Origin of the sequence: Peribacillus sp. NPDC058002, assembly GCF_042886655.1 — a bacterium.
In the GTDB taxonomy this organism is placed as follows: domain Bacteria; phylum Bacillota; class Bacilli; order Bacillales; family DSM-1321; genus Peribacillus; species Peribacillus aracenensis.
In genome coordinates this window covers 1-21,983 of sequence record NZ_JBHVQU010000069.1, presented here as the reverse complement: position 1 = coordinate 21,983, position 21,983 = coordinate 1, and the positions used below count along the sequence as shown (strand labels likewise).

Annotated in this window: 19 protein-coding genes; 10 read left to right on the top strand and 9 right to left on the bottom strand. The window is 41.8% G+C overall.

The window, feature by feature from the left end:
• Together ACFVSH_RS13800 and ACFVSH_RS13795 are read right to left on the bottom strand one after the other, a co-directional pair.
• Positions 1-489: MBL fold metallo-hydrolase (locus ACFVSH_RS13800; protein WP_387706419.1), on the bottom strand; the 489-nt coding region annotated here is incomplete at its 3' end.
• A gap of 1,345 nt (positions 490-1,834) precedes the next feature.
• Positions 1,835-2,206: a YhjD family protein gene (locus tag ACFVSH_RS13795; protein WP_192203659.1), complete on the bottom strand. Its 372-nt coding sequence runs from the start codon at positions 2,204-2,206 to the stop codon at positions 1,835-1,837.
• A 284-nt stretch (positions 2,207-2,490) separates the two neighbouring features.
• Between ACFVSH_RS13795 and ACFVSH_RS13790 the strand changes: the two genes are divergently transcribed.
• The 5 genes from ACFVSH_RS13790 (at position 2,491) to trpB (ending at position 12,408) form a co-directional block, all read left to right on the top strand.
• The gene (locus tag ACFVSH_RS13790) at positions 2,491-3,105 is read left to right on the top strand and encodes a TVP38/TMEM64 family protein (RefSeq protein WP_387596379.1); all 615 of its coding nucleotides are present in this window, start codon (positions 2,491-2,493) and stop codon (positions 3,103-3,105) included.
• Positions 3,106-3,138: 33 nt separating this feature from the next.
• A complete protein-coding gene (gene lepB, locus ACFVSH_RS13785; protein WP_387596376.1) occupies positions 3,139-3,702 on the top strand; it encodes a signal peptidase I in 564 nt (187 codons plus the stop codon).
• A gap of 190 nt (positions 3,703-3,892) precedes the next feature.
• Entirely contained in the window at positions 3,893-7,390 is a 3,498-nt protein-coding gene (gene addB / locus ACFVSH_RS13780; RefSeq protein ID WP_387706417.1) for a helicase-exonuclease AddAB subunit AddB, read from the top strand.
• The gene (addA, locus tag ACFVSH_RS13775; protein ID WP_387706415.1) at positions 7,383-11,117 is read left to right on the top strand and encodes a helicase-exonuclease AddAB subunit AddA; all 3,735 of its coding nucleotides are present in this window, start codon (positions 7,383-7,385) and stop codon (positions 11,115-11,117) included. The genes addB and addA overlap by 8 nt, the downstream gene beginning before the upstream one ends.
• Positions 11,118-11,244: 127 nt before the next feature.
• A complete protein-coding gene (trpB, locus tag ACFVSH_RS13770) occupies positions 11,245-12,408 on the top strand; it encodes a tryptophan synthase subunit beta (protein WP_387706421.1) in 1,164 nt (387 codons plus the stop codon).
• A gap of 45 nt (positions 12,409-12,453) precedes the next feature.
• Here trpB and ACFVSH_RS13765 read toward each other — a convergent pair whose 3' ends face one another.
• The 6 genes from ACFVSH_RS13765 to ACFVSH_RS13740 all read right to left on the bottom strand — a co-directional run bounded on the left by ACFVSH_RS13765 (position 12,454) and on the right by ACFVSH_RS13740 (position 14,420).
• A complete protein-coding gene (locus ACFVSH_RS13765) occupies positions 12,454-12,672 on the bottom strand; it encodes a spore germination protein (RefSeq protein WP_387596368.1) in 219 nt (72 codons plus the stop codon).
• Positions 12,673-12,693: 21 nt separating this feature from the next.
• Complete coding sequence (locus ACFVSH_RS13760) at positions 12,694-13,089, bottom strand: spore germination protein GerPE (RefSeq protein WP_387596365.1); 396 nt, start codon at positions 13,087-13,089, stop codon at positions 12,694-12,696.
• A 17-nt stretch (positions 13,090-13,106) separates the two neighbouring features.
• Positions 13,107-13,286, bottom strand: a complete 180-nt coding sequence (locus ACFVSH_RS13755; RefSeq protein WP_260283961.1) for a spore gernimation protein GerPD — start codon at positions 13,284-13,286, stop codon at positions 13,107-13,109.
• A complete protein-coding gene (gene gerPC / locus ACFVSH_RS13750; RefSeq protein ID WP_387596362.1) occupies positions 13,276-13,887 on the bottom strand; it encodes a spore germination protein GerPC in 612 nt (203 codons plus the stop codon). Before gerPC ends, ACFVSH_RS13755 begins: the two co-directional genes overlap by 11 nt.
• Positions 13,888-13,963: 76 nt before the next feature.
• Positions 13,964-14,176 (bottom strand): spore germination protein GerPB, encoded by a 213-nt coding sequence (locus tag ACFVSH_RS13745; RefSeq protein WP_387596359.1) that lies wholly within the window; start codon positions 14,174-14,176, stop codon positions 13,964-13,966.
• Positions 14,177-14,198: 22 nt separating this feature from the next.
• Positions 14,199-14,420 carry a spore germination protein gene (locus ACFVSH_RS13740; RefSeq protein WP_387596356.1) on the bottom strand — a complete coding sequence of 74 codons (222 nt, stop codon included), beginning with the start codon at positions 14,418-14,420 and terminating at the stop codon, positions 14,199-14,201.
• A gap of 224 nt (positions 14,421-14,644) precedes the next feature.
• Between ACFVSH_RS13740 and ACFVSH_RS13735 the strand changes: the two genes are divergently transcribed.
• The 4 genes from ACFVSH_RS13735 to ACFVSH_RS13720 all read left to right on the top strand — a co-directional run bounded on the left by ACFVSH_RS13735 (position 14,645) and on the right by ACFVSH_RS13720 (position 19,442).
• Entirely contained in the window at positions 14,645-16,237 is a 1,593-nt protein-coding gene (locus ACFVSH_RS13735) for a long-chain-fatty-acid--CoA ligase (RefSeq protein WP_387706413.1), read from the top strand.
• 231 nt (positions 16,238-16,468) lie between these two features.
• A complete protein-coding gene (locus ACFVSH_RS13730) occupies positions 16,469-17,743 on the top strand; it encodes an MFS transporter (RefSeq protein WP_387596350.1) in 1,275 nt (424 codons plus the stop codon).
• Positions 17,744-17,784: 41 nt separating this feature from the next.
• Positions 17,785-18,966 carry a DUF418 domain-containing protein gene (locus ACFVSH_RS13725; RefSeq protein WP_387596347.1) on the top strand — a complete coding sequence of 394 codons (1,182 nt, stop codon included), beginning with the start codon at positions 17,785-17,787 and terminating at the stop codon, positions 18,964-18,966.
• A 134-nt stretch (positions 18,967-19,100) separates the two neighbouring features.
• Entirely contained in the window at positions 19,101-19,442 is a 342-nt protein-coding gene (locus ACFVSH_RS13720) for a YisL family protein (RefSeq protein ID WP_387596344.1), read from the top strand.
• Between the two features lie 57 nt (positions 19,443-19,499).
• On the opposite strand, the gene ACFVSH_RS13715 is transcribed toward ACFVSH_RS13720, so the two are convergent.
• The gene (locus ACFVSH_RS13715) at positions 19,500-20,066 is read right to left on the bottom strand and encodes a DUF2777 domain-containing protein (protein ID WP_076367203.1); all 567 of its coding nucleotides are present in this window, start codon (positions 20,064-20,066) and stop codon (positions 19,500-19,502) included.
• Between the two features lie 285 nt (positions 20,067-20,351).
• Here ACFVSH_RS13715 and asnB point away from each other — a divergent pair.
• On the top strand, positions 20,352-21,983 hold a 1,632-nt coding region (gene asnB, locus ACFVSH_RS13710; RefSeq protein ID WP_387706411.1), incomplete at its 3' end, for an asparagine synthase (glutamine-hydrolyzing).

The following is a 21,983-nucleotide window of genomic DNA, read 5'->3' as shown; positions in this document are numbered from 1 at the left end:
ATTTAAGTCAGACTTAGCATATTCTTTAACTGGTGCAATGAATTTAAGGGAATTATCCTTAGCTTTAGTGTTGATTTCCACGCCAGTCTGCGCCTTTTTTATTGTAAGCTTCTTCTGCTTAACAGCCGTTAAAAAGTCTTTGTATGCTTGTGTAGTATGAGAAACTTTAGGGGCATACACAGATTTAACATTAAGCGATTTAATCACATAAGCCAGACCGCCCACATGATCCGCATCTGGGTGAGTGGATACTAATGCATTAAGTGTTTTTACCTTTTGTTTTTTTAGGTAGGCTACAACTTCGTCGCCCTTTCCTTTACCGCCGCCATCGATTAAGACGTTTTCGTTACCTGTTTGGATAAGGATTGAATCCCCTTGTCCTACGTTGATGAAATGTACCTTCACATTTGAGGCTGCCTCGGTTGTTTTAAGTCCAGTGAATAAAGACAAAACAAGAACAGCGACCAGTAGAATATTAATTTTCTTCATTTTTTCCCCTCCAAATAATAATTTACCATGTTTAACCGAAAAAATGGGGATTTGGGCATGATTTTCTTGGTGATAAAAAAAGGGAGATGGGCGTCTGAATCATGGTTAGGTGAAATGGAACTAGGTATTTATGTCTAAGTGATAAAGCTATTAATTTACAGGTGAAAATCAATGGAAAATCTATTACTCCCAGAATTTTATAAGAAGAATGTTGAAAGTAATATAGAAAGTTAGGATTACCAACAAAATATTTTATTACAGAGAATGTTGATGAGTTTGTCTACTGCTTTTTTGGTTTGTACAATTTAAATGTTGATTTCCACTCCAGGAACTCGCTTTCAGCGAGCGGCCCCGGGAGCCTCCTCGGCGCTCTTTGCGCCTGAGGGGTCTCCCTTGGACACGCTTTTCTAAGCAGGAGTATCGCAGCTTTCGTTCCAATCAACTTTGTTTTAAAATTTAGATACAAATCCTTTTGGCTACAAATTAAACCATGCAAATAAAACATTGCATGGTTTTTATGAGAAATAAGGGATTGGGGAAATTTTTTTACGATTAAACAATGGGGGTATAAGTTTGTTGATGATTATTTCTTAATACAAAATATATAGACACCCACAATGCAACAACAATTTTGTTCAATGTTTCACAAACTATTCGCGAAAGGTTCTTATTTTTTTCTGAAAGTTCTTTTTTGATTTATACGTTTTATATCAAGAAATCGTTACTAGTAGATATAGGTATGGATATGCAATTAACAATCTTTTGCAAAAAAAACGTTATACGGACTCTAAAATGATAGTGTTGGCGAATGGTTATAATAGGCGTATAGGTGATTAAAATGACTAATTATGAACAGACGAGCCCGACCGGCCTATTATTCGTTAAGGAATGTGTCCTTAGAAATCGTTCAGTGCAAATCGTGAGTGATGTGATACACGGCAGGTAATGACATTGGTTACTTTAGCATTGATTTTTTTTTCCAAGCACCTCTTTCAATATAACTGTTTTCCTAACTTTCTCATCAATATGGGGAGTGCCCTTGGTTTGATGAGGGTGGAAACACCACTCCTACCTTTGCCAAGGAACATGTAGATAACTTTGATTTAAAGGTTCTCAAAACTAAAAGGTTAAGGATATATGCACTTTGATTACATAGGTTATGCCTTGATAGAAAAATGATATTTCATGGCGCTAATGTTTGTACTAGCCAATTATATTTTGATTATGGAATATTCATACAGGTGAATGTTACTTACAACGAAGGGCATCTGTATCCTTCCCGAAATGCTCCAAACACCCATATTTCACAAACATACAAACATATAGTGGCGATGCCTGTAACCCGCTAATTCCTTGAACGGTGTTTTTTTTCGAAAAAGTAAGAACATAACAACTCTTCGGTTTTGTTGCGCAGGCGAGGATTGAAATAATTATGATGTTCCTCGTATCCTTTATATAAAAAACAATACATCGTGAAGGATTCATCGCGTTTGATTTCACTAACCTTAATATTCTCCTTGCGCAAATATCGCCTTACCTCGGCAAGTTCGTCTTGAACCACTTTTAAAATATGTTCGACTAGCTCCGAATAGGGCCTTTTTAATTTAAATGGACTAATTTCGATGACCTTGAGATCCCGGTTTAAGACTGTTATAACCATAGGGAGGTAGATGGCTTTTTCAATCATATTACGGTCATCTTCTGGAATGCGGGTCATCATGACCGCTCCTTTCTAATAGCACGGCTTTTAATATTAGTATGTATACCATGCAGGAAAAAGAACATTTGTTCTGTTTTTTATCCTAATGTATTTTCAGTGTATATGCAAGCTGATAAATCCAGAAATATTCGTTAACAAGATTATGTTTTCCGGAGTTAGGGAAAGTATGAAGGTATATGGGTAATAATTCTTGCAATTTCAGGGGAAAGTGATATATCTAAAATAAACAGTTTTTAATAAGTTTATGCTGCTTTGATAGCAGCATGTCGAGGGAGATAATTATGGATTTGGATACTATACGCGAGTGGTTTACACTTGATCATATATCTGCACTTATTCAGCAATATCGCTCATTCGGTCCAATTCCTGGGATCTTACTGCCGATGTTGGAAGCTTTTTTGCCCTTTTTGCCTTTAGTGGTGTTCGTGCTAGCTAACGCAACGGCTTTTGGGCTCTGGTGGGGCTTTTTATTTTCTTGGATTGGGGCGGTAGCGGGCTCTTATTTGATCTTTTGGATTATTAGAAGATATGGTCAAATGAGATTTTTCCGAGTTTTGCAAAAGCATAAACAGGTGCAGAGGTTGATGGTTTGGGTGGAAAGCCATGGATTCGGACCTTTGTTCATATTGCTCTGCTTCCCTTTTACACCTTCGGCCATCGTTAATATCGTGGCAGGACTTTCAAAAGTCAGTCCCTTGCAATATGGACTTGCAGTAGTGGGAGGGAAAGCGGTGATGATCTTTACGATCAGCTTCGTAGGTTACGATCTAGTATCCTTAATTCATAAACCTGTGCGTACGATCATTATCGGGATCGTCATCTTTATCCTATGGTATGTGGGGAAAAGACTTGAAGTCCGGTTAAATAAAAGCATGAAGAGGGAAGAGGGACAATAAATTAGTATATAAATGCAGTAGGGGTTGAACTAGATGGAAAAAACAAACAAGAATTCTTTATCCGATTGGATAAAACCAGCGATGATAGCTTTTGTTATTTACATCTTGATCCGTACATTTCTCTTTTCAAGCTATGATGTTGAAGGGAAGTCGATGCAGCCGACCCTAGAAGATGGAAATAAACTTGTCGTGAATAAAATCAATTACCATATTCATGATATCAACCGTTTTGACATTATTGTTTTTCATGCGAACTCACAAGAAGATTATGTTAAGCGAGTTATAGGGGTTGCAGGTGACCAAATTCGTTATAAAGATGATTGGCTTTACGTAAATGGTGAGAAAGTCGATGAGCCTTATCTTCAGAAATTCAAGGAAGGTTTCCCGGGACAGGATTTTACGGGTGATTTTACATTAAAAGAATTGACGGATGTGACCGAAGTTCCCGAGGGCAAGCTTTTTGTCATGGGTGATAATCGTCTTGAAAGTGCTGACAGCCGTCACTTTGGTTATATACCGGTTGAAAATGTTGTCGGTAAAGTGGATGTTCGATATTGGCCGGTCAAAGAATTCAATTATAGATTTACAGGTGAATGATCGTAGAAGCCCAAAAATTATGTGGGCTTTTTCTTTTGGGGAAAAACACGAACGTACGATTGGTGTTTTTTTAGGGGAAACGTTAAAATAATAGAAAGTAATTCTAATTGGAAACAGAAACCTAGTCATGGTTACTAAAGTATTTCTGGTATGATGGATCTAGATATTATGTTGTAAGGGGGAAAAAGAGATGTCACTCCGTTTTTTACTGGGAAGATCGGGTGCAGGGAAAACTTCGAATATATTGGGCGAAATTCGCTCCAAATTGGCAGAAGATCCCGAAGGAAATCCAATTATCTACCTCGTTCCTGATCAGATGACGTTTCTATCTGAATATAAATTAATTAAAACACCAGGCCTTGCCGGAATGATCCGGACACAGGTTTTTAGTTTTAGCAGGCTTGCTTGGCGCGTTCTTCAGGAGACCGGGGGGATGAGCCGGCTGCATTTGGACAGCGTTGGCGTTAATATGTTGATACGGAAGATCATGGATGATAAAAAGGAAGAATTAAAGATGTTTCGTCGTTCTGCTGATAAGCAGGGGTTCATTGCGCAGATGGAGCTAATGCTGGCTGAGTTCAAGCAGTATTGCATCCAACCTGATGACATTCAAAACTATTTGGCCGAAACCTCACAGGCCGGCAGCGGCATTCAGGATAAACTGCATGATCTTGAATTGGTCTATCAGGCTTTTGAGGATGAAATGGTTAACAAATATTTGGATTCCGAGGACTACTTCACTTTACTGATCGAGAAAATGGCTGATTCTTCCTATATAAAGGAAGCGGATATATATATCGATGGTTTTTATAGTTTGACTCCACAGGAATTATTGATTGTGGAAGAAATGATCAAGCTGTGCAGGAGTGTAACGATCTCGCTGACGTTAGATCAGCCCTATAGACAATATGCTCCGGATGATTTGCAGTTGTTCAGGCAAACGGGAAATCTATATCATCACCTTTATCAGGCTGGATTGAGGAATGGCATACCGATTTCAGAAGATCGGATCTTAAAAGGGACGGAAAGATTTGGAAAGAGCCCGGGACTGAATCATCTGGAAACTTATTTTGCCATTAGACCTGCCAAAGCGTTTGAGCAGTCGCCTGATGTAACGATCGCCCAGGCAGTTAACCGCAGAGCCGAGATTGAAGGAGTTGCCAGGGACATCTTGTCGCTGGTCAGACAGAAACAGCACCGTTTCAGTGATATTGCGATTTTAGTCCGGAATGGAGAAGCGTACGCAGATATTTTACAAACTGTTTTTCGGGATTATCAAATTCCCTTGTTCGTCGATTCCAAACGGACGATGCTGAATCATCCTCTAATCGAACTGATTCGTTCCACTTTGGAGATCATCAATGGCTATTGGCGTTATGAGCCGGTATTTCGTGCGATCAAGACGGAGCTTCTATTTCCGCTGCAAAATAACCATGATAGAATGCGCGAACAGGTAGATAAGCTGGAAAACTATGTGCTGGCCCGTGGCATTAAAGGAAGCAGGTGGACGTCCAAAGATCGTTGGACCTACCGGCGCTTCCGCGGACTGGAACTAGAGGACCGAAATCAAACGGATAAGGAAATGCAGCTTGAGCAAGAGTTGAATGAGCTGAAGCAATTATTTACCGAGCCTATCTTGAAGCTCTCAAAACGTGTTAAAAAGGCAGTTAATGGCAGGGAATTGTGTGAAGCCCTTTATCTATACCTGGAAGAATTGCATGTACCGGAAAAATTGGAAAAGCTGAAACAAGAGGCAGAAGAAGCAGGTGATCTGGTATTGGCAAGAGAGCATGAGCAAACATGGAATGCAGTTGTCGACCTATTGGACCAATTCGTTGAACTGCTGAGCGGGGAAGAGCTTTCCCTGAAACAGTTTGCAGTTATCATTGAAGCTGGTCTGGAGTCTCTTGAATTTTCTTTGGTACCTCCGGCAATTGACCAAGTATTGGTTGCCAATCTAGATTTATCCCGCCTGGATGATGTGAAGACAGCTTTTGTTATCGGCCTGAACGAAGGGGTTCTGCCAGGAAAAGCTGTATCTGATGGGATATTTTCAGATAGTGATCGTGAGGTGCTGCTGGCTGGTGGACTTGATGTTGCCCCAAGTTCAAAAGTGCGCCTGCTTGATGAGGAGTTTACAGCGTACAAAGCATTTACTACGCCTGCCGAGACCCTTTGTTTATCATATCCGCTTGCTGATGAGGAAGGGAAGGCACTTTTACCCTCATCCTATTTGAAACGGGTAAGGGACGTATTGCCCAACGTGTCCGATGTGTATTATATGAACGATCCGTCCGATCTTCCTGCTGAGGAACAGGTGAAATATGCTGCAAATCATGATGTGGCCCTATCGTACCTGGCTGCCCAATTGCAGCTGAAAAAAAGGAACTATCCAATCCATTCACTGTGGTGGGATGTATATAATGCCATTATGGATGATGAAACGGCCGGTCCCTCAGCAACTAAGGTTTTATCGAGCCTTTTTTATCAAAATAGAACAAAGAAATTATCTGGAGAAACAAGTAAGCAATTATACGGTGAGAGCATTCTTACAAGTGTATCCCGGATGGAAATGTTCAATAGCTGCCCGTTTTCCCATTATGCCGCTCATGGCTTGAAATTGAGGGAACGGCAAATTTTCCGTTTGGATGCTCCGGATATAGGCGAGATGTTCCATGGCGCGTTGAAAATGATTTCCGATTATTTAAAGGAACATGATATTCCTTGGTCTGCATTGACCCCGGAACAATGCTTGGAACTTGCCAGAATTGCTGTGGAGAGACTTGCTCCTAAACTCCAAAATCAGATTTTGTTAAGTACGAACCGCCATCACTATCTACGCAGGAAACTGGAACATGTGATTGGACGTGCCTCTATCGTATTAAGTGAACATGCAAAGGTGAGCGGTTTTGCCCCAGTCGGATTAGAACTTGGATTCGGAAAAAATGGTGAGCTTCCCCCACTTTCTTTCACGTTGAAAAACGGTACGAAGATGGAATTGATCGGGCGGATCGACCGCGTGGATAAAGCGGAAGAAGATGAGGGTGTCTATTTGCGTGTGCTCGATTATAAGTCGAGTGAAAAGGAACTGAACATGAGTGAAGTGTATTATGGACTCGCACTGCAAATGTTGACATACCTAGATATCGTCGTCACCCATTCCAAGTCGCTAATAGGAAAAGAAGCGATTCCAGCCGGCGTTTTGTATTTTCATGTGCATAATCCCGTTGTCAAATCAAAGGGAATGCTCAGTTTGGATAAAATTGAAGAAGAAATTTATAAAAGTTTTAAAATGAATGGACTTGTACTAGATCATTCAAATGTCATTCAGATGATGGATACCACGCTTGATATTGAAAATTCGGGTAAGTCGGATATCATTCCAGCTGGATTTAAAAAGGACGGATCCCTCCTTGCGGCTTCCAAAGTTGCCAGCAGGGAAGAGTTTTCGCTTCTGAATCATCATGTGCGCCGTATTTATCAGGAAGCTGGTGATCGAATGGTCGATGGTGATGTGGATATAACGCCATATAAATTAAAGGAAAAAACACCGTGTACCTTCTGTTCCTTTAAATCTGTTTGCCAATTCGACCAGTCACTGGAGGAAAACCAATTCAGGAATTTGGCACAGAAGAAACAAAATGACGTTCTTGAGCTATTAAGGGGGGAGGGAGAGAACGATGAGTAAAACGAAAATTCCTGCTCTGCCAGGAGATGTGACTTGGACGGAAGATCAATGGAAGGCGATATGGGCTAAAGATCAGGACATTCTGGTTGCGGCCGCTGCAGGTTCGGGGAAAACAGCGGTGCTGGTCAATCGGATTATTCAAAAAGTCATTTCCGAAGAAGATCCAATCGATGTTGATGAACTGCTCGTCGTTACATTCACCAATGCCTCGGCTGCCGAAATGCGCCATCGGATAAGTGAGGCATTGGAAAAAGCGATCAATGATAATCCGCATTCACAGCATTTGCGTAAGCAGTTGAGCTTGATTAATCGTGCTTCGATTTCCACACTTCATTCCTTTTGTTTAGAGGTGATCAGGAAGTATTATTATCTGACGGATATCGACCCAGGCTTCCGGATTGCAGATTCTACTGAGATACAGCTGCTCCGTGATGAAGTGATGGAAGAGCTTTTCGAGGAGCAATATGGCCAAAGTGATAATGAAGAGTTCTTTAATTTGGTTGATGCCTTCACAAGCGATCGAAACGATGATGCGCTTCAGAATATCGTTCGGTCGCTGCATGATTTTTCGCAATCGAATCCAGATCCGGCTCGCTGGCTCGAGGGTGCTGCTAGCATGTATGAGTTGGCAGATGATGATGGGATTGACGATCTTTCGTTTATCGATTCATTGAAGTTCGATATTGGCTTGCAATTGGACACTGCCAGGGACTTAGTGGAACGCTCGCTTGAGTTGACAAAAATCCCTGGAGGTCCGGCACCAAGGGCTGAGAACTATATAGCTGATCTTGCCCTGGTTGCTAAACTTTCGGAAGTGAAGGACCAATCCTGGAACGCTCTTTATGAAGAAATCCAAAATGTGAAATTTGGTACGGCAAAACGCCTTACTGGTGGAGATTTCATCAAAGAAGTTACGGATGAGGCTACCAAGTATCGTGATAAGGCGAAGAAGATCATCAAATCGTTACAGGAAGAGTTATTTTCCCGTAAACCCGAAAGCTATCTGCGGGATATAAGGGAACTCAAGGGCTATGTCGATACACTTGTAATGCTTGTTAAACAGTTTGACGAGCGATTTTTTGCTGCAAAAGCAGAAAAGAACTTGGTGGATTTCGCCGATTTGGAACATTATTGTCTTCAAATTTTGACAGGGGAAACTGTGGATGGTGAACGAAAACCTTCAGCCGCAGCCGTAGAATACAGGAACCAGTTCAAAGAGGTACTCGTAGATGAGTATCAGGATACGAACCTTGTCCAGGAATCCATCTTAAAGCTGGTGACGGCTGATGGCGAATATAATGGGAATCTTTTCATGGTAGGCGATGTCAAGCAGTCCATTTACCGGTTCAGGCTTGCGGAACCGAATCTCTTCCTTGGAAAATACACACGTTTTACCCATGATGGTGTCGATTCCGGACTGAAAATTGATTTAAACCGCAATTTCCGGAGCCGTAAGGAAGTTCTCGATGGGACCAATTTTCTGTTTCAACAATTGATGGGCATCACAGTCGGTGAGATTGATTATGATGAAGATGCCCAATTGAAAAAAGGTGCTCCATATCCCGAAGACGATCCAAATCCGATTGAACTTCATTTAATCGATGGAACAGCCGATCCGGAAGCTCATTCGGAAACGGAAGGATCGGATGGCGGGTTTGAAGCCGAGGAGCTTGAAAAAGCGCAACTTGAAGCAAGGCAGATGGCCAAGCTCATCAAAAAGGCTATAAGCGAAAAGCATCGGATATATGATACGAAAACTCAAAAGTACCGATCTGCCACTTATCGAGACATGGTCATTCTTCTTCGTTCGATGCCATGGGCACCGCAAATCATGGAGGAATTTAAAAAGCAGGGCATTCCGGTATATGCCAATTTATCGACAGGGTATTTTGAAGCGACCGAAGTGGCCATCATGATTTCCTTATTGAAGGTGATAGATAACCCGCAACAGGATATCCCATTGGCATCCGTTCTCCGTTCACCTATCGTTGGGCTGGATGAAGAAGAGTTGTCACAGGTGCGTTTATTCCATAAAGGAAGCTATTACGAAGCGCTAGCTGATTTTTACAGGAAGAGTGACCCTGAAGAACATCCGGGGCTTTATGAAAAAGCCTCTGCTTTTTATAAAAAACTCGTGAAGTGGAGGAAGCTTGCCAGGCAGGAAGCATTATCGGATTTGATCTGGCTCCTATACCGCGAAACGCAGTTTTATGATTTTGCAGGTGGGATGCCGGGTGGCAAACAGCGTCAGGCTAATTTAAGAGCGCTGTATGACAGGGCAAGGCAATATGAAGCAAGTTCTTTCCGCGGTCTGTTCCGTTTCTTGCGTTTTATAGAAAGGATGCAAGAACGTGGAGATGATTTAGGCGCAGCTCGGGCTTTAGGGGAACAGGAAGATGTGGTACGGCTGATGACGATTCACTCCTCAAAGGGGCTTGAGTTCCCGATCGTGTTCATCGCGGGCCTTTCCAAGCAATTCAATATGATGGATTTACGTAAGTCCTATTTACTGGATAAGGATTATGGCTTTGCGGCAAAGTATGTGAATTCAGAATTAAGGATCACTTATCCATCCCTTCCTCAAATGGCTTTCAAGAAAAAAAAGCAGCTTGAATTAATTGCCGAGGAAATGCGTGTCCTCTACGTGGCGCTTACAAGGGCTAAGGAAAAGCTATATTTGATTGCCAGTATCAATGATGCTGAAAAAACGCAGCAGAACTGGGAAAGCAATGCGGCACATGGAGAGTGGCTATTGAAGGACTATGTCCGGGCAGGTGCAAAAAGTTATCTTGATTGGATTGGTCCATCCCTTGTCCGGCATCGGGATTCTCTTGGTGGTGCTGGTCAAGGCTTGGAAATGGAGTCGCATCCATCGAATTGGTCCATTTCCGTCATTCCAAGTGAAGAGCTTGCTGTTCTGGATGAGGAAGAGGCACTGGTTCAAGAGCAAATGCTTGATCATGTCCAGAAATCGGAGAAGGTCGGTATCACTTCCGAGTTTTATGATGATATCAAGGAACAGCTGGAATGGGAGTACCCCGGACATGATGCGACGGTGTATCGTTCCAAGCAATCCGTTTCAGAACTAAAAAGGCAATATGAACTCAAGGACGAGCAAAGCTCCACAGAGTTGTTGCGTAAATTTAAACGGCCTATCACGAAGCGGCCGACTTTCATGCAAGAAAAGTCACTGACTCCTGCTGAAAGGGGTACGATTACACATTTAGTCATGCAGCATATCGATCTATCTAAAGAGATTACCATTCATTCGATTCAGGAACTGATCGTTGATTTGATTCAACGTGAGTTGTTGACGGAGGAACAGAAAGAAGCTGTGGACCCTGAGACGATCGTCGATTTCTTTGACACTGAAATCGGGCAAAGAATGCAGAGGGCCGGGAACATTCGCCGTGAAGTGCCATTTACGATGTCGTTGCCTGCAAAGGAAGCTTACAGCGATTGGGCAGCTGGAGATGAAGAGATCCTTATTCAAGGTGTGATTGATTGTATCTTTGAGGATGAACAAGGTCTTGTGCTCCTCGATTATAAAACGGATACCATTACCGGCCGTTTTGCTAGCGGCTATGAAGGGGCTAAAGAGATTCTTGCCGATAGATACCGGATGCAGCTTCAGCTTTATACGAGGGCTGTTGAAGGGATAATGAATAAGAAGGTAACCGGCCGTTACTTGTTTTTCTTTGATGGCTCGCATATATTGGAAGTATAGAGAGAAGGAGTGTCCCATTGATGTGGGACGCTTCTTTTTGGTTTAATAAACAGAATAGTTTGAAAAGTCACAAATACTTACTATATACTAGTGGGGAAAATACCTTTTTAAAGGAGTAGAGATGAGTATGACGAGTGAGATCAAGAGCAAGGGATACTTTGGTGAGTTCGGTGGAAGCTTCGTACCGGGTGAGCTTCAGGAAGTTATGGATACTTTGGAAACGGAATTCCTGAAATATAAGGATGACCCGGAATTCATTGAAGAGTTTCAATATTATCTGAAAGAATATGTCGGACGTGAAAACCCGTTAACACTTGCAAAGAATTTAACGAAAAAGGTTGGCGGGGCAAAAATATATTTGAAGCGTGAGGATCTGAATCATACAGGTGCTCACAAAATTAATAATGCGATTGGACAAATCCTGCTCGCTAAACGGATGGGTGCTAAACGAATCATTGCAGAAACGGGCGCTGGGCAGCATGGTGTGGCTACAGCTACTGCATGTGCGATGTTTGGCATGGAGTGTGTGATCTATATGGGTAAGCTGGATACGGAGAGGCAGGCATTGAATGTTTTTCGGATGGAATTGTTGGGGGCAAAGGTCGTAGCGGTCGAAAAGGGACAGGGACGATTGAAGGATGCCGTTGATGAGGCATTGAATGATTTGGTGCAAAACTATGAGAATACTTTTTACTTGCTTGGTTCAGCAGTGGGCCCGCATCCATATCCAACGATCGTTAAGCATTTTCAATCAATCATAAGTGAAGAATCAAAGCGCCAGATCCTTGAAAAGGAAGGAAAGCTGCCAACTGCCATCATTGCTTGTGCAGGAGGGGGAAGTAATGCAATTGGTGCTTTTGCTCATTATATCGATGAAGAAAATGTCCGTTTAATTGGTGTAGAGCCAAGTGAAGCACCAAGTATTTCGCAAGGTGTCCCGGCAGTATTGCACGGATTCAAAAGTTTGACGTTAGTGGACGAACAAGGGGAACCAAAACCGACATTTTCCATAGCAGCCGGATTGGATTACCCAAGCGTAGGACCCGAGCACAGTTTTTTGAAAGAAAGCGGACGGGCGGAGTATGTAACGGTTAAAGGGGAAGAAGCTCTTGAGGCTTTTCAGGTAGTATCCAAAGCAGAGGGAATCATTCCAGCTCTCGAAAGTTCACATGCTCTAGCCCACGCCATGAAGCTCGCAAAAGAGTTAACAAGAGATGATATACTGATCGTCAATTTATCAGGCAGGGGAGACAAAGATGTCGAGCAAGTATTTAACATGTTAGAAAAATAGGCCGAATTTAAAAGCCTCCCTGGAAAGGGGAGGCTTTTTCTTAGACTAATTATTCCCTGCAATGGGCTGGTCGACCCCATTGACATCAAGGACATTACTACCATTCAGGCCATTGGCCGTAAAAACGATGGCAGCTGTGTTAGAAGAACCAGATCCGGTGACAGTTTTGCTCGAAGATTTTGGCGAAATAACGGCTGCATCCCCGAATAGCAGGTTTCCTTCCGCGATATTGAATATTTGGACTGGACCGACAATAGCTGGCATATGAATTCCTCCTTTTAAAATTTAAGCGGTGGTGGTTGAATCCCCAATTGTTGTCTTTTCGGTCTTATTAGAAATCTCCCGAATGTGTTTCACTCTGGATTCCATACGTATATGACCGACATTCCCCACACCGACAACAGATGAGGTTGATATCCCGATTATATTGATATTGCCGACCCGTATGAAGGGATTCGGATTTGAAAAACTTGATATGACTGGTTCATTCAATCTAGGGATATAAATTGGTTTTTTAAAAATGTCATAGTCTTCGAAGTAAACATCCACTGAATCGAAAGTTTCGCTTTTCTTCTGGTCTGCCAAGGCAAATGATTTTCCGTCAATATAAGAACAGTCTCCAATCTGCAAGGTGGAGCTAAAAAGAACTGTCTGGGTAGATATAGACTTTACTTTGGACATTCTTGAAAACATCTCTTTTATCCTTTTGGAGCAAATGGGACGACTGGTCCGATGATAAGGGATTCCGGAGGTGTATCGAATGCGGAAGATAGTTGGACCGTTTGCACATCCCCTATTAGAAATAAAGCAGAGCTTGCTACACCGATAACTTTAATTTCACCTACGCAAAGCTGGTGATTGATTACATTAAACTCCATTTGGATTTCCTCCTGTCTCGGCTTGTGAATGGGTAATGAATTGAAATAATGCGTTTTGAATATCGGATTTTACCTTTTCCCTGATTTTTTCCTTGATATTATCCCTTTGCTCCGGGGCACGTTCCGCATAATTAAGATTATCGAAATACATATTGATTCGTTGATGAAGCTGGCGTTCGACGTCCTGCTTAATGAAGTCATGATAAGAGGGTTCCAATGATACTTTTACCTGGGTTTCCACATCGTGGATCATATTTTCCAAGTCTGAAAGTATATCGTTGTGAATTTCTTGGACAACGATTTCTCTGCCTGGAAATAGGTTCGGTGCAGGTGGAACGGGTTGGTTGTTGACGGCAAATTCATCAATGTTGTTTAGATCATTGGGATTTAAACCGATATTCAACGTTCCATCTAAAGATTCGACTTTTAACTGATCGAATTTATATTCAATTTTATCTACATGGATTGGCGGTTTATTTTTCAGCTCGGCAAGTTCATCTGTCAGGCGTTTGAGTTCGTGTTCAAGTTTCATGATCCGTTTATCCTGGGCTTCAAGAAAACACTGCATTTGTATGGAGTACGAATATAGATCCTGATTCACGATTCAACACCTCACCTTCAAAAAAAGTTAATTTTATATAAGACAGTATATGAAAAAGTTGAAGGTAGGTGAATGCCTATGAATTAGGACGATTAAATGGGACGAAACTGGTTACTGGGGTTACATCAGCTGCAACTCCGGGAGCAGGCTCAGTGAATCCACCGGTATTGGCTAATGTGGAATATGGTTTAATCACCCCGGCACTTCCTATTTGAAAAACGGATGAATTGGCGATGCTTTGAATTTTTATCATATTGATTTGTATGGTCTGGTGAATATTGAAGATCATGCTGACTCCTTTCTTAAAAACATTAGAGATTTAAGACCAGTGGCTGATCAATACCATCTGTATCATTTGTATTTGTGGTGCTATAGGCATTATATAGTGATATGGATTCACCTGTATTAAACGAGCCAGCACCCGAAAAAGTTTTCGCAACGGAATATGGACTAATTTTAAAGACGTCACCAATATGGACAATTCCACTGTTACTGGCATTGATGACTTGAACGATTCCTACGATGGCCGGCAAGAAAATCACCCTTTTTTTATTCTGGTTTTTCCCTTGAATCTCAGGCCATGAGCCTATCACTGAAGGGAGTTTCAATGTATTGTATGTTGACTCATGATTGATGTGATTCATCTGCCTACAAATATATTGTTATATAACAATGGTGAATGTTATTGAAATCCCGATAACAGATATGGTAATATAACACTAATTCAGAATATTCAAATAAAATTAGGGGTGAGGAAATGAATGTACCATTAGTTTTATCGCATTTCTTGGATCGAGCAGCCTTACTATATGGCGATAAGAAAGCCATCATTGAAGATGACAAGGTTTTAACATACTTAGAGCTGAACGGCCGTGTAAACCAGCTTTCGAATGGTTTAAGGGACCTTGGAGTCAAAAAGGGTGATAAGGTGGCATATTTGGCACCTAACTCAATTGAAATGCTTGAAGGCTTTTATGGGGTCTTTCAGCTTGGGGCAGTAATCGTTCCATTGAATATCCGTTTGAAGCCTGCCGATTATGTATTCATTTTGAACCATAGCGATTCAAAGGTCCTTTTCGTAGATCAAGAATTGTATCATCTAATTTCCCCTGTCAAGGATGAACTTGAATCGGTGGAGCACATAATCGTTCATTATAAAAATGAAGAGATAAATGAAACCGATTACAACTATTGGCTGGAACGTTATGATAACAAGTGCTTCAACCGGGAGTCCGTGGATGAAAATGATGTTTCGAGCCTCCTTTATACTAGCGGGACCACAGGAAATCCCAAAGGGGTGATGCTGACTCATCGCAATAACTATTTACATGCCCTGGGTGCGATGCATCACTTCAGGGTCAATGACCGCGATACATATTTGCATGTACTTCCGATGTTCCATGTGAATGGGTGGGGTGCCCCATTTTATTATACGGCAAATGGTGCCACTCAAGTTTGTTTGAGGAAAACCAGCCCCGAAATGATATTTGAGGCATTGCAAAAACATAAGGTTTCCATAATGCATATGGCACCAACTGTTCTGAATTCCCTGTTTCAATATTATGAACGGAATGTTCCGAATCTCGAGCAGGATATCCGAATCGTCGTTGCGGGTTCCGCACCGCCACCTGCATTCGTTACAAGGGTGGAAAAAGAGTTAGGCTGGGAATTCATTCAAATTTACGGAATGACTGAATCAACACCGGTTAGTCTGATATCGCTGATTCGTTCTGAATTCGATGATCTTTCGGAAAAAGAAAAATACAGAATGAAGGCGAAAGCCGGTTATCCCATCATAGGCAGTGAGGTAAAGGTCATTCATGACAATGGTGAGGAAGTGGCCCATGATGGCGTGGATATCGGGGAGCTCATCGTCCGCAGTCATGGAGTGATGTTAGGTTATTGGAAAAATGAAGAAGCGACAAGACAGACACTGATAAATGGATGGCTGCATACAGGGGATATGGCCACAATCGATGAAAATGGCAATGTTGATATCGTTGACCGCAAAAAGGATATCATCATTAGTGGCGGAGAAAATATCTCTTCCATAGAAGTGGAAGGAATACTCTACGAACATCCTGACATTCTTGAGGCGGCAGTCATTGCCGTTCCGCATGAAAAGTGGGGAGAGACGCCGCATGCTTTCATTGTGCCAAAAACGGGCGTGAAATTAACGGAGGATGATATAAGGGCCTTTACACGAGAAAAACTAGCTCATTTCAAATCAGTTACCAGTGTGTCGTTCGTCGATGAACTCCCAAAAACGGCATCAGGGAAAATACAAAAAATCCATCTCCGTAATGATTACTGGGAATCTAAGGGGAAAATTGGCAGATTCGTTAATTGAAGCTCGCTAACGCTGTTCAGAAATGATCAGCGTTTTTTCTGTTCCCCTTTAAATTTCGGTTTCATTGTTGGATTAGGACGATCATTTTAGGAGCACTGGAATTGGAATTTGTTTCGATAAAAAGCTTCCTGTTTAGCGATAAAGTGTTACTATTATAAAATATTTCAAATTATTTCGATTTTTCTTTTTCATCATGTTGATTTTAAGAGTTTTGGATTGTGGGGGAGAGCATTGAAACGTATTCATTATAGCTGGGTTATTTTAATCATAACCTTCTTCTCGATTATTGTAGCGGGAATCGTTAGGTCATCATCGGGAGTATTCATCGTACCATTTGAAAGTGAGTTCGGGTGGGACCGGTCCGTCATTTCTTTAGCCTTCGCCATAAGTCTTTTTCTTTATGGATTATCGGGTCCATTCATGGCCGCTCTAATTGAAGTGCTTGGATTGAAGAAAATGATGGTATTGGCCATGTCCACTTTATTGGCAGGGATTTTCCTCACTTTTTTCATGGAGCATGAGTGGCAGCTCATTTTAATTTGGGGAATCATCATTGGATTGGGTTCTGGAGTGTTTTTAACGGTCTTGAGCCCATATGTGGCAAATCGTTGGTTCGAGAAGAGGCGGGGGCTGGCGGTCGGGATACTGACGGCAAGTACAGCCACAGGCCAGCTCATTTTACTTCCGGTTTTAGCCATCATCATTGAGAATTATTCATGGAGATGGGCGATCGGATTAATATTGATCCTTAGCTTGATCATGCTGGCAATCATCCTTTTATTCATGAAAAACAATCCGATGGAAGTTGGCACTCTTCCATATGGATTAGAAGAGGAAAGTCAGGAGGCAGTTATAGTCCAAAAGAAGAACCCCATCGCCATGGCTTTTCAGTCATTGATTGAAGCAGTGAGAGTGAAGGAATTCTGGTTATTGGCGGGGAGCTTTTTTATATGCGGACTTTCAACGAGCGGGTTGATCGGCACACATTTCATTTCTTACTGCATTAGTTTTGGTTTACCTGTTGTTACGGCAGCATCACTGCTATCTTTCATGGGAATTTTTGATTTGATTGGTACGACTGTATCCGGGTGGTTATCAGATCGTTTTGATAACCGTTGGCTGTTGTTTTGGTATTATGCTCTAAGGGGTGCTTCCCTCGTTTTACTTCCTTTTGCGCTAAATGAGGGCTCAATCGGTCTATTGATCATCTTCTCCGTTTTTTATGGCTTGGATTGGATCGCCACCGTTCCTCCGACCATAAGCATTTCAAGGCAAGTCTTTGGCATGGAGAAAAGCGGGATTGTATACGGTTGGATATTCGCGGCCCATCAGGTGGGGGCAGCAGTGGCGGCGTACGGTGGAGGGCTTATCTTCAAAATATTCAATTCCTATACATGGGCATTCTTCCTTGCAGGAATCTTTTGCTTATTGGGCAGCTTGTTTGTCATACTGATAAAAAAGCAAAAAGCGGTCACGAAAGTTAAAGATAGTGCAATGGAGTTATAGAAAAGATGTTAAATCCCTATGGATGAAAGGGGGTGTACCCTATGAAGGGCACAATGGTGCCATTGCAGGAAAATAAACGGATCGTAAGCATCGATGTTTTACGTGGATTAGCCATTTTAGGTATTTTTTTAGTGAATATGCCTTCTTTCCACTCTCCGCTCTTGTACATAGATGGTGAAGAGCGGTGGTCAGGGGGATGGGACAGGATTTTGTACAGATTCAGTGATATTGTCGCACAGGCCAGCTTTTATCCGTTATTCGCCTTTCTGTTCGGTTTCGGGGCAATCATACTAGCTGTAAGGACTGAAGAAAAGGGCATTTCATTTCCTTTACTATATATGAAAAGGCTAAGTTTCCTGCTGATACTTGGGTGCATTCATGCCTTTTTCATTTGGCATGGGGACATCCTCATTAATTATGCTGTATTTGGGTTTGCCTTTTTATTTTTTTATAAAATGAAGGGCAGGAATTTAATTCTGCTAGGCTCGGTTTGTTATGTCCTGCCTTTTGCGATATTGGGTGCACTATTTCTTATATTGGGCATTTTTGATAGGGAAGGGATGGCAATAACGACTGATTCGGCGATGATGAAACAGTCTTTGGAAGTTTATCAATCTGGTACATTTACGGACATAATGAGTCAAAGGGCACTGGATTGGTATATGGTGAACAACCCTTATAATGCCATTATCCTTTTTTTATCGATTTTTCCGTTTTTTTTAATTGGTGCAGGCGTTGCAAAACAAGGAATTCTCCAAAATCCAACCCAATATAAACGACAATTGAAAATGATTTCGATTGTAAGCTTGCTATTGGGCATGTCAATTAAGATTCTGCCATATGTGACGGTTTACCATTTTGGTACGATATTCGTGCAAGATTATTTGGGAGGACCATTACTTACGATTTTTTATATCACGGCAATTGCGCTTTTGGCGGAACAGGCAGGGGCTTTCCGCCTCTTACACCCGCTTTCGTATATCGGAAGGATGTCGATGAGCAATTACTTGTTCCAATCGATGGTAAGTACGGCCATTTTTTATTCATATGGACTTGGTTTATATGGATCCGTCTCTTATACGACAGGATTTGTTTTCTTAATAGCCCTGTTTTGCCTGCAAATTCTGCTTTCCTTAATGTGGATGGGACTGTTTAAATACGGACCGATTGAATATATATGGCGTTTGGTTACATATGGTAAAAAACCGGTTATGCGCAGATAGGGACCTATTAAGAATATATGTAAATGATGTTCATTAAATTGTTGGTTTTTACCCATTCAGGTAGATCCTTAGTTTTGTTTTTTTGTAAAAGCCTATGATATGATGAAATGGAAACTGAACGAGGGGGCAAAAAAATGACACATATGCATATTACGGCTTGGGTTATCGGAATCATTCTTTTCTTTGTCACATATTCGATGCTTAAAGGTGGAAATCCGAAAGCGAAAATGCTACATATGATAACACGGTTGTTCTATCTATTGATTTTCCTGACTGGCGGTATGCTGATCACTGATTTTGGTGTTTACGCAGTAAAAATGATTGTTGGAATCATCGTGATTGCGGCGATGGAAATGGTGCTGGTCCGTACGAAAAAAGGGAAAAGCACAAGTGCCATGTGGATATTGTTCATCGTAGCGTTTGTATTCGTCCTTTATTTAGGGCTTTCGCTGCCACAAGGAATGGACTTTTTTTAATGCAGAATTGAAAACGGGTAAATGAGGATATCTCATTTACCCGTTTTCTTTTACCCATTATTGTGAATTCACTTTCTCAATGACGATCCTTTTTCCAGTGTTCAGGGTGAATTCAAAACGATCGTGATCCTTTTTCCCATAAGAAAAGTGGTGTTGGACGAGGCATATTTGGCTCTCGTTATCAAAGGTGAAGAAATTAACGCCGGACTGGTTAGGGACGGCCCTTAAAAAGGTGAGCTGGTTATAACTATATATACAATCATAAATAGAAAAATCAAGTGAATTCAATGTCGTTACAAATTGGAAAAAGGAATCATCGTTCAATTCTTCCAATAAACGTTCAAAAGAGTAGAGCAGTTTTTTGCGTATCCGAATGGGCTCATTTTCCCTTAAGAAGGTGATTTCCCGGTGAAGCAGGATTTTCCCCTCTTCTTCAACTACTCCTTGCTGCCAGCGCCCACCCCTGTACACTTCAATGATGCTATCAACGTGGTCTTCAATGGAGCAGGCCTCATCTGTTTCATCATCGAAAAAAATCCATTGTTGATTGATATTTTCCACTGTTCCTTCGGTAAAAGCTCTTGTTTGCCTGTTCATTAACTTGATTCGTTGTTGCTGACTCATACATATACCTCCAATAGTGGAATCCTCACCTACTTTTTAGTCAAAATCCAATGAAAATATAACTGTATATTTTAAAATATTATGGACAAATAACCATCTTTCCGTCTTTGCATAGGCTATGTTTAAACAAGGGATGCTTTGCTCAACAATTCATTAACAACGCCGGGCGATGTGGGCAGGGTAGTCCTACGGAATTGCTGATCGATACTTAGGGACTGTAAATCTTTTTTAAGACAGGGAGCCAATATATTTTTGTTGGTCCGGATAGAAAGGATGAAGTATAAAATGTGTGGGATAACAGGCTGGGTGCATTTTCAAAAAGATTTACGGACAAAAACGAAAACAGTGGAAAACATGACAAAAACGTTGGCAAAGCGGGGGCCAGACGAGGAAAATGTTTGGAGCGAAGCCCATGCTGCCTTTGGTCATAAACGGTTAACGGTTGTCGATGCGGAAGGCGGAAAACAGCCGATGACGAAAAATCACGAAAACGGCAGATATACACTTTGTTATAATGGTGAGCTATATAACACCGAGGATATTCGTAAACAGCTATTATTAAAAGGATATTCCTTTAACGGTCATTCTGATACAGAAGTTTTACTAACTTCTTATATGGAATGGAAAGAAAAATGCATTGACTTGTTCAATGGGATTTTTGCATTTGCGATTTGGGATGAAAAGGAACAGAAATTATTCGTTGGAAGAGATCGCATGGGGGTAAAACCATTCTTTTACGCGGAAAGGGACGGCGGGTTCATTTTCGGATCGGAGCTTAAGGCCATCCTGGCCCATCCGGATGTTAAAACGGAGATTGACCGCGAAGGGTTGTCAGAAGTTTTTGGTGTTGGTCCATCCCGAAAGCCAGGTTCAGGCGTATTTCATAATATCCAGGAATTAAGGCCTGCCCATGCGCTAACCTTATCAAGGAAAGGCCTGCGGATTTGGAGATATTGGAATGTGAAAAGTGAAGAACATCGGGATACTCTTGATGAGACGGCCGATAAGGTTCGCTTCCTTGTCGAAGATGCAGTCACACGGCAACTTGTATCAGATGTTCCTCTTTGTACCTTCTTATCGGGAGGGCTTGACTCAAGCGCGATAACAGCCATTGCGGCTAACGCCTATCAAAAAGAAGGAAAAGGCCAGCTTCATACGTATTCCATTGATTATGAAGATAATGAGCGCTATTTTAAGGCAAATGATTTTCAGCCTAACTCTGATGGGTACTGGATTAAAAAGATGTCGGATACCTTTAACACGGTTCACCATTCATCAATCATCACTCAAGAGCAGTTGACGGATTATTTAACGGAAGCTGTCCTTGTAAAGGACCTCCCGGGCATGGCGGATGTCGATTCTTCTTTACTTTGGTTTTGTAAGGAAATCAAGCGGGATTTTGTCGTAGGCCTATCCGGCGAATGTGCGGACGAAATTTTTGGAGGTTATCCTTGGTTTCATCGTGAGGATGATTTGAATCGTGCTGGTTTTCCATGGATGAGATCGACCGGGGAGCGGGCATCTTTATTAAAAACGGAATGGCGTGAGAAATTGAAGCTGGAGGAATATGCGCAGGAAGCTTATTTGACCACCCTTGCCGAAACGCCTAAATTGGAAGGGGAAAGCGGTGTGGCAGCAAAACGGAGAGAGCTTTTCTATATGAACTTATTATGGTTCATGACGACGCTCCTTGACCGGAAGGACCGGATGAGTATGGGTGCAAGTTTAGAGGTGCGCGTGCCATTTGCCGACCATCGCCTTGTTGAATATGCATGGAACATTCCTTGGGAAATGAAAATGGAAGGCAACCGTGAAAAGGGTATTCTAAGGAAAGCGTTGGAGGGGCTGTTACCTGATGAGGTATTGTATCGTAAAAAAAGTCCATATCCTAAAACCCACAACCCTATATATACAGAC

Bases quoted from the DNA above. Each gene is read 5' to 3' on its own strand.
- ACFVSH_RS13795 (WP_192203659.1), bottom strand. From the start codon at position 2,206: ATGACCCGCATTCCAGAAGATGACCGTAATATGATTGAAAAAGCCATC.
- ACFVSH_RS13790 (WP_387596379.1), top strand. From the start codon at position 2,491: ATGGATTTGGATACTATACGCGAGTGGTTTACACTTGATCATATATCT.
- lepB (WP_387596376.1), top strand. From the start codon at position 3,139: ATGGAAAAAACAAACAAGAATTCTTTATCCGATTGGATAAAACCAGCG.
- addB (WP_387706417.1), top strand. From the start codon at position 3,893: ATGTCACTCCGTTTTTTACTGGGAAGATCGGGTGCAGGGAAAACTTCG.
- addA (WP_387706415.1), top strand. From the start codon at position 7,383: ATGAGTAAAACGAAAATTCCTGCTCTGCCAGGAGATGTGACTTGGACG.
- trpB (WP_387706421.1), top strand. From the start codon at position 11,245: ATGACGAGTGAGATCAAGAGCAAGGGATACTTTGGTGAGTTCGGTGGA.
- ACFVSH_RS13765 (WP_387596368.1), bottom strand. From the start codon at position 12,672: ATGCCAGCTATTGTCGGTCCAGTCCAAATATTCAATATCGCGGAAGGA.
- ACFVSH_RS13760 (WP_387596365.1), bottom strand. From the start codon at position 13,089: ATGTCCAAAGTAAAGTCTATATCTACCCAGACAGTTCTTTTTAGCTCC.
- ACFVSH_RS13755 (WP_260283961.1), bottom strand. From the start codon at position 13,286: ATGGAGTTTAATGTAATCAATCACCAGCTTTGCGTAGGTGAAATTAAA.
- ACFVSH_RS13745 (WP_387596359.1), bottom strand. From the start codon at position 14,176: ATGATCTTCAATATTCACCAGACCATACAAATCAATATGATAAAAATT.
- ACFVSH_RS13735 (WP_387706413.1), top strand. From the start codon at position 14,645: ATGAATGTACCATTAGTTTTATCGCATTTCTTGGATCGAGCAGCCTTA.
- ACFVSH_RS13725 (WP_387596347.1), top strand. From the start codon at position 17,785: ATGAAGGGCACAATGGTGCCATTGCAGGAAAATAAACGGATCGTAAGC.
- ACFVSH_RS13720 (WP_387596344.1), top strand. From the start codon at position 19,101: ATGACACATATGCATATTACGGCTTGGGTTATCGGAATCATTCTTTTC.
- ACFVSH_RS13715 (WP_076367203.1), bottom strand. From the start codon at position 20,066: ATGAGTCAGCAACAACGAATCAAGTTAATGAACAGGCAAACAAGAGCT.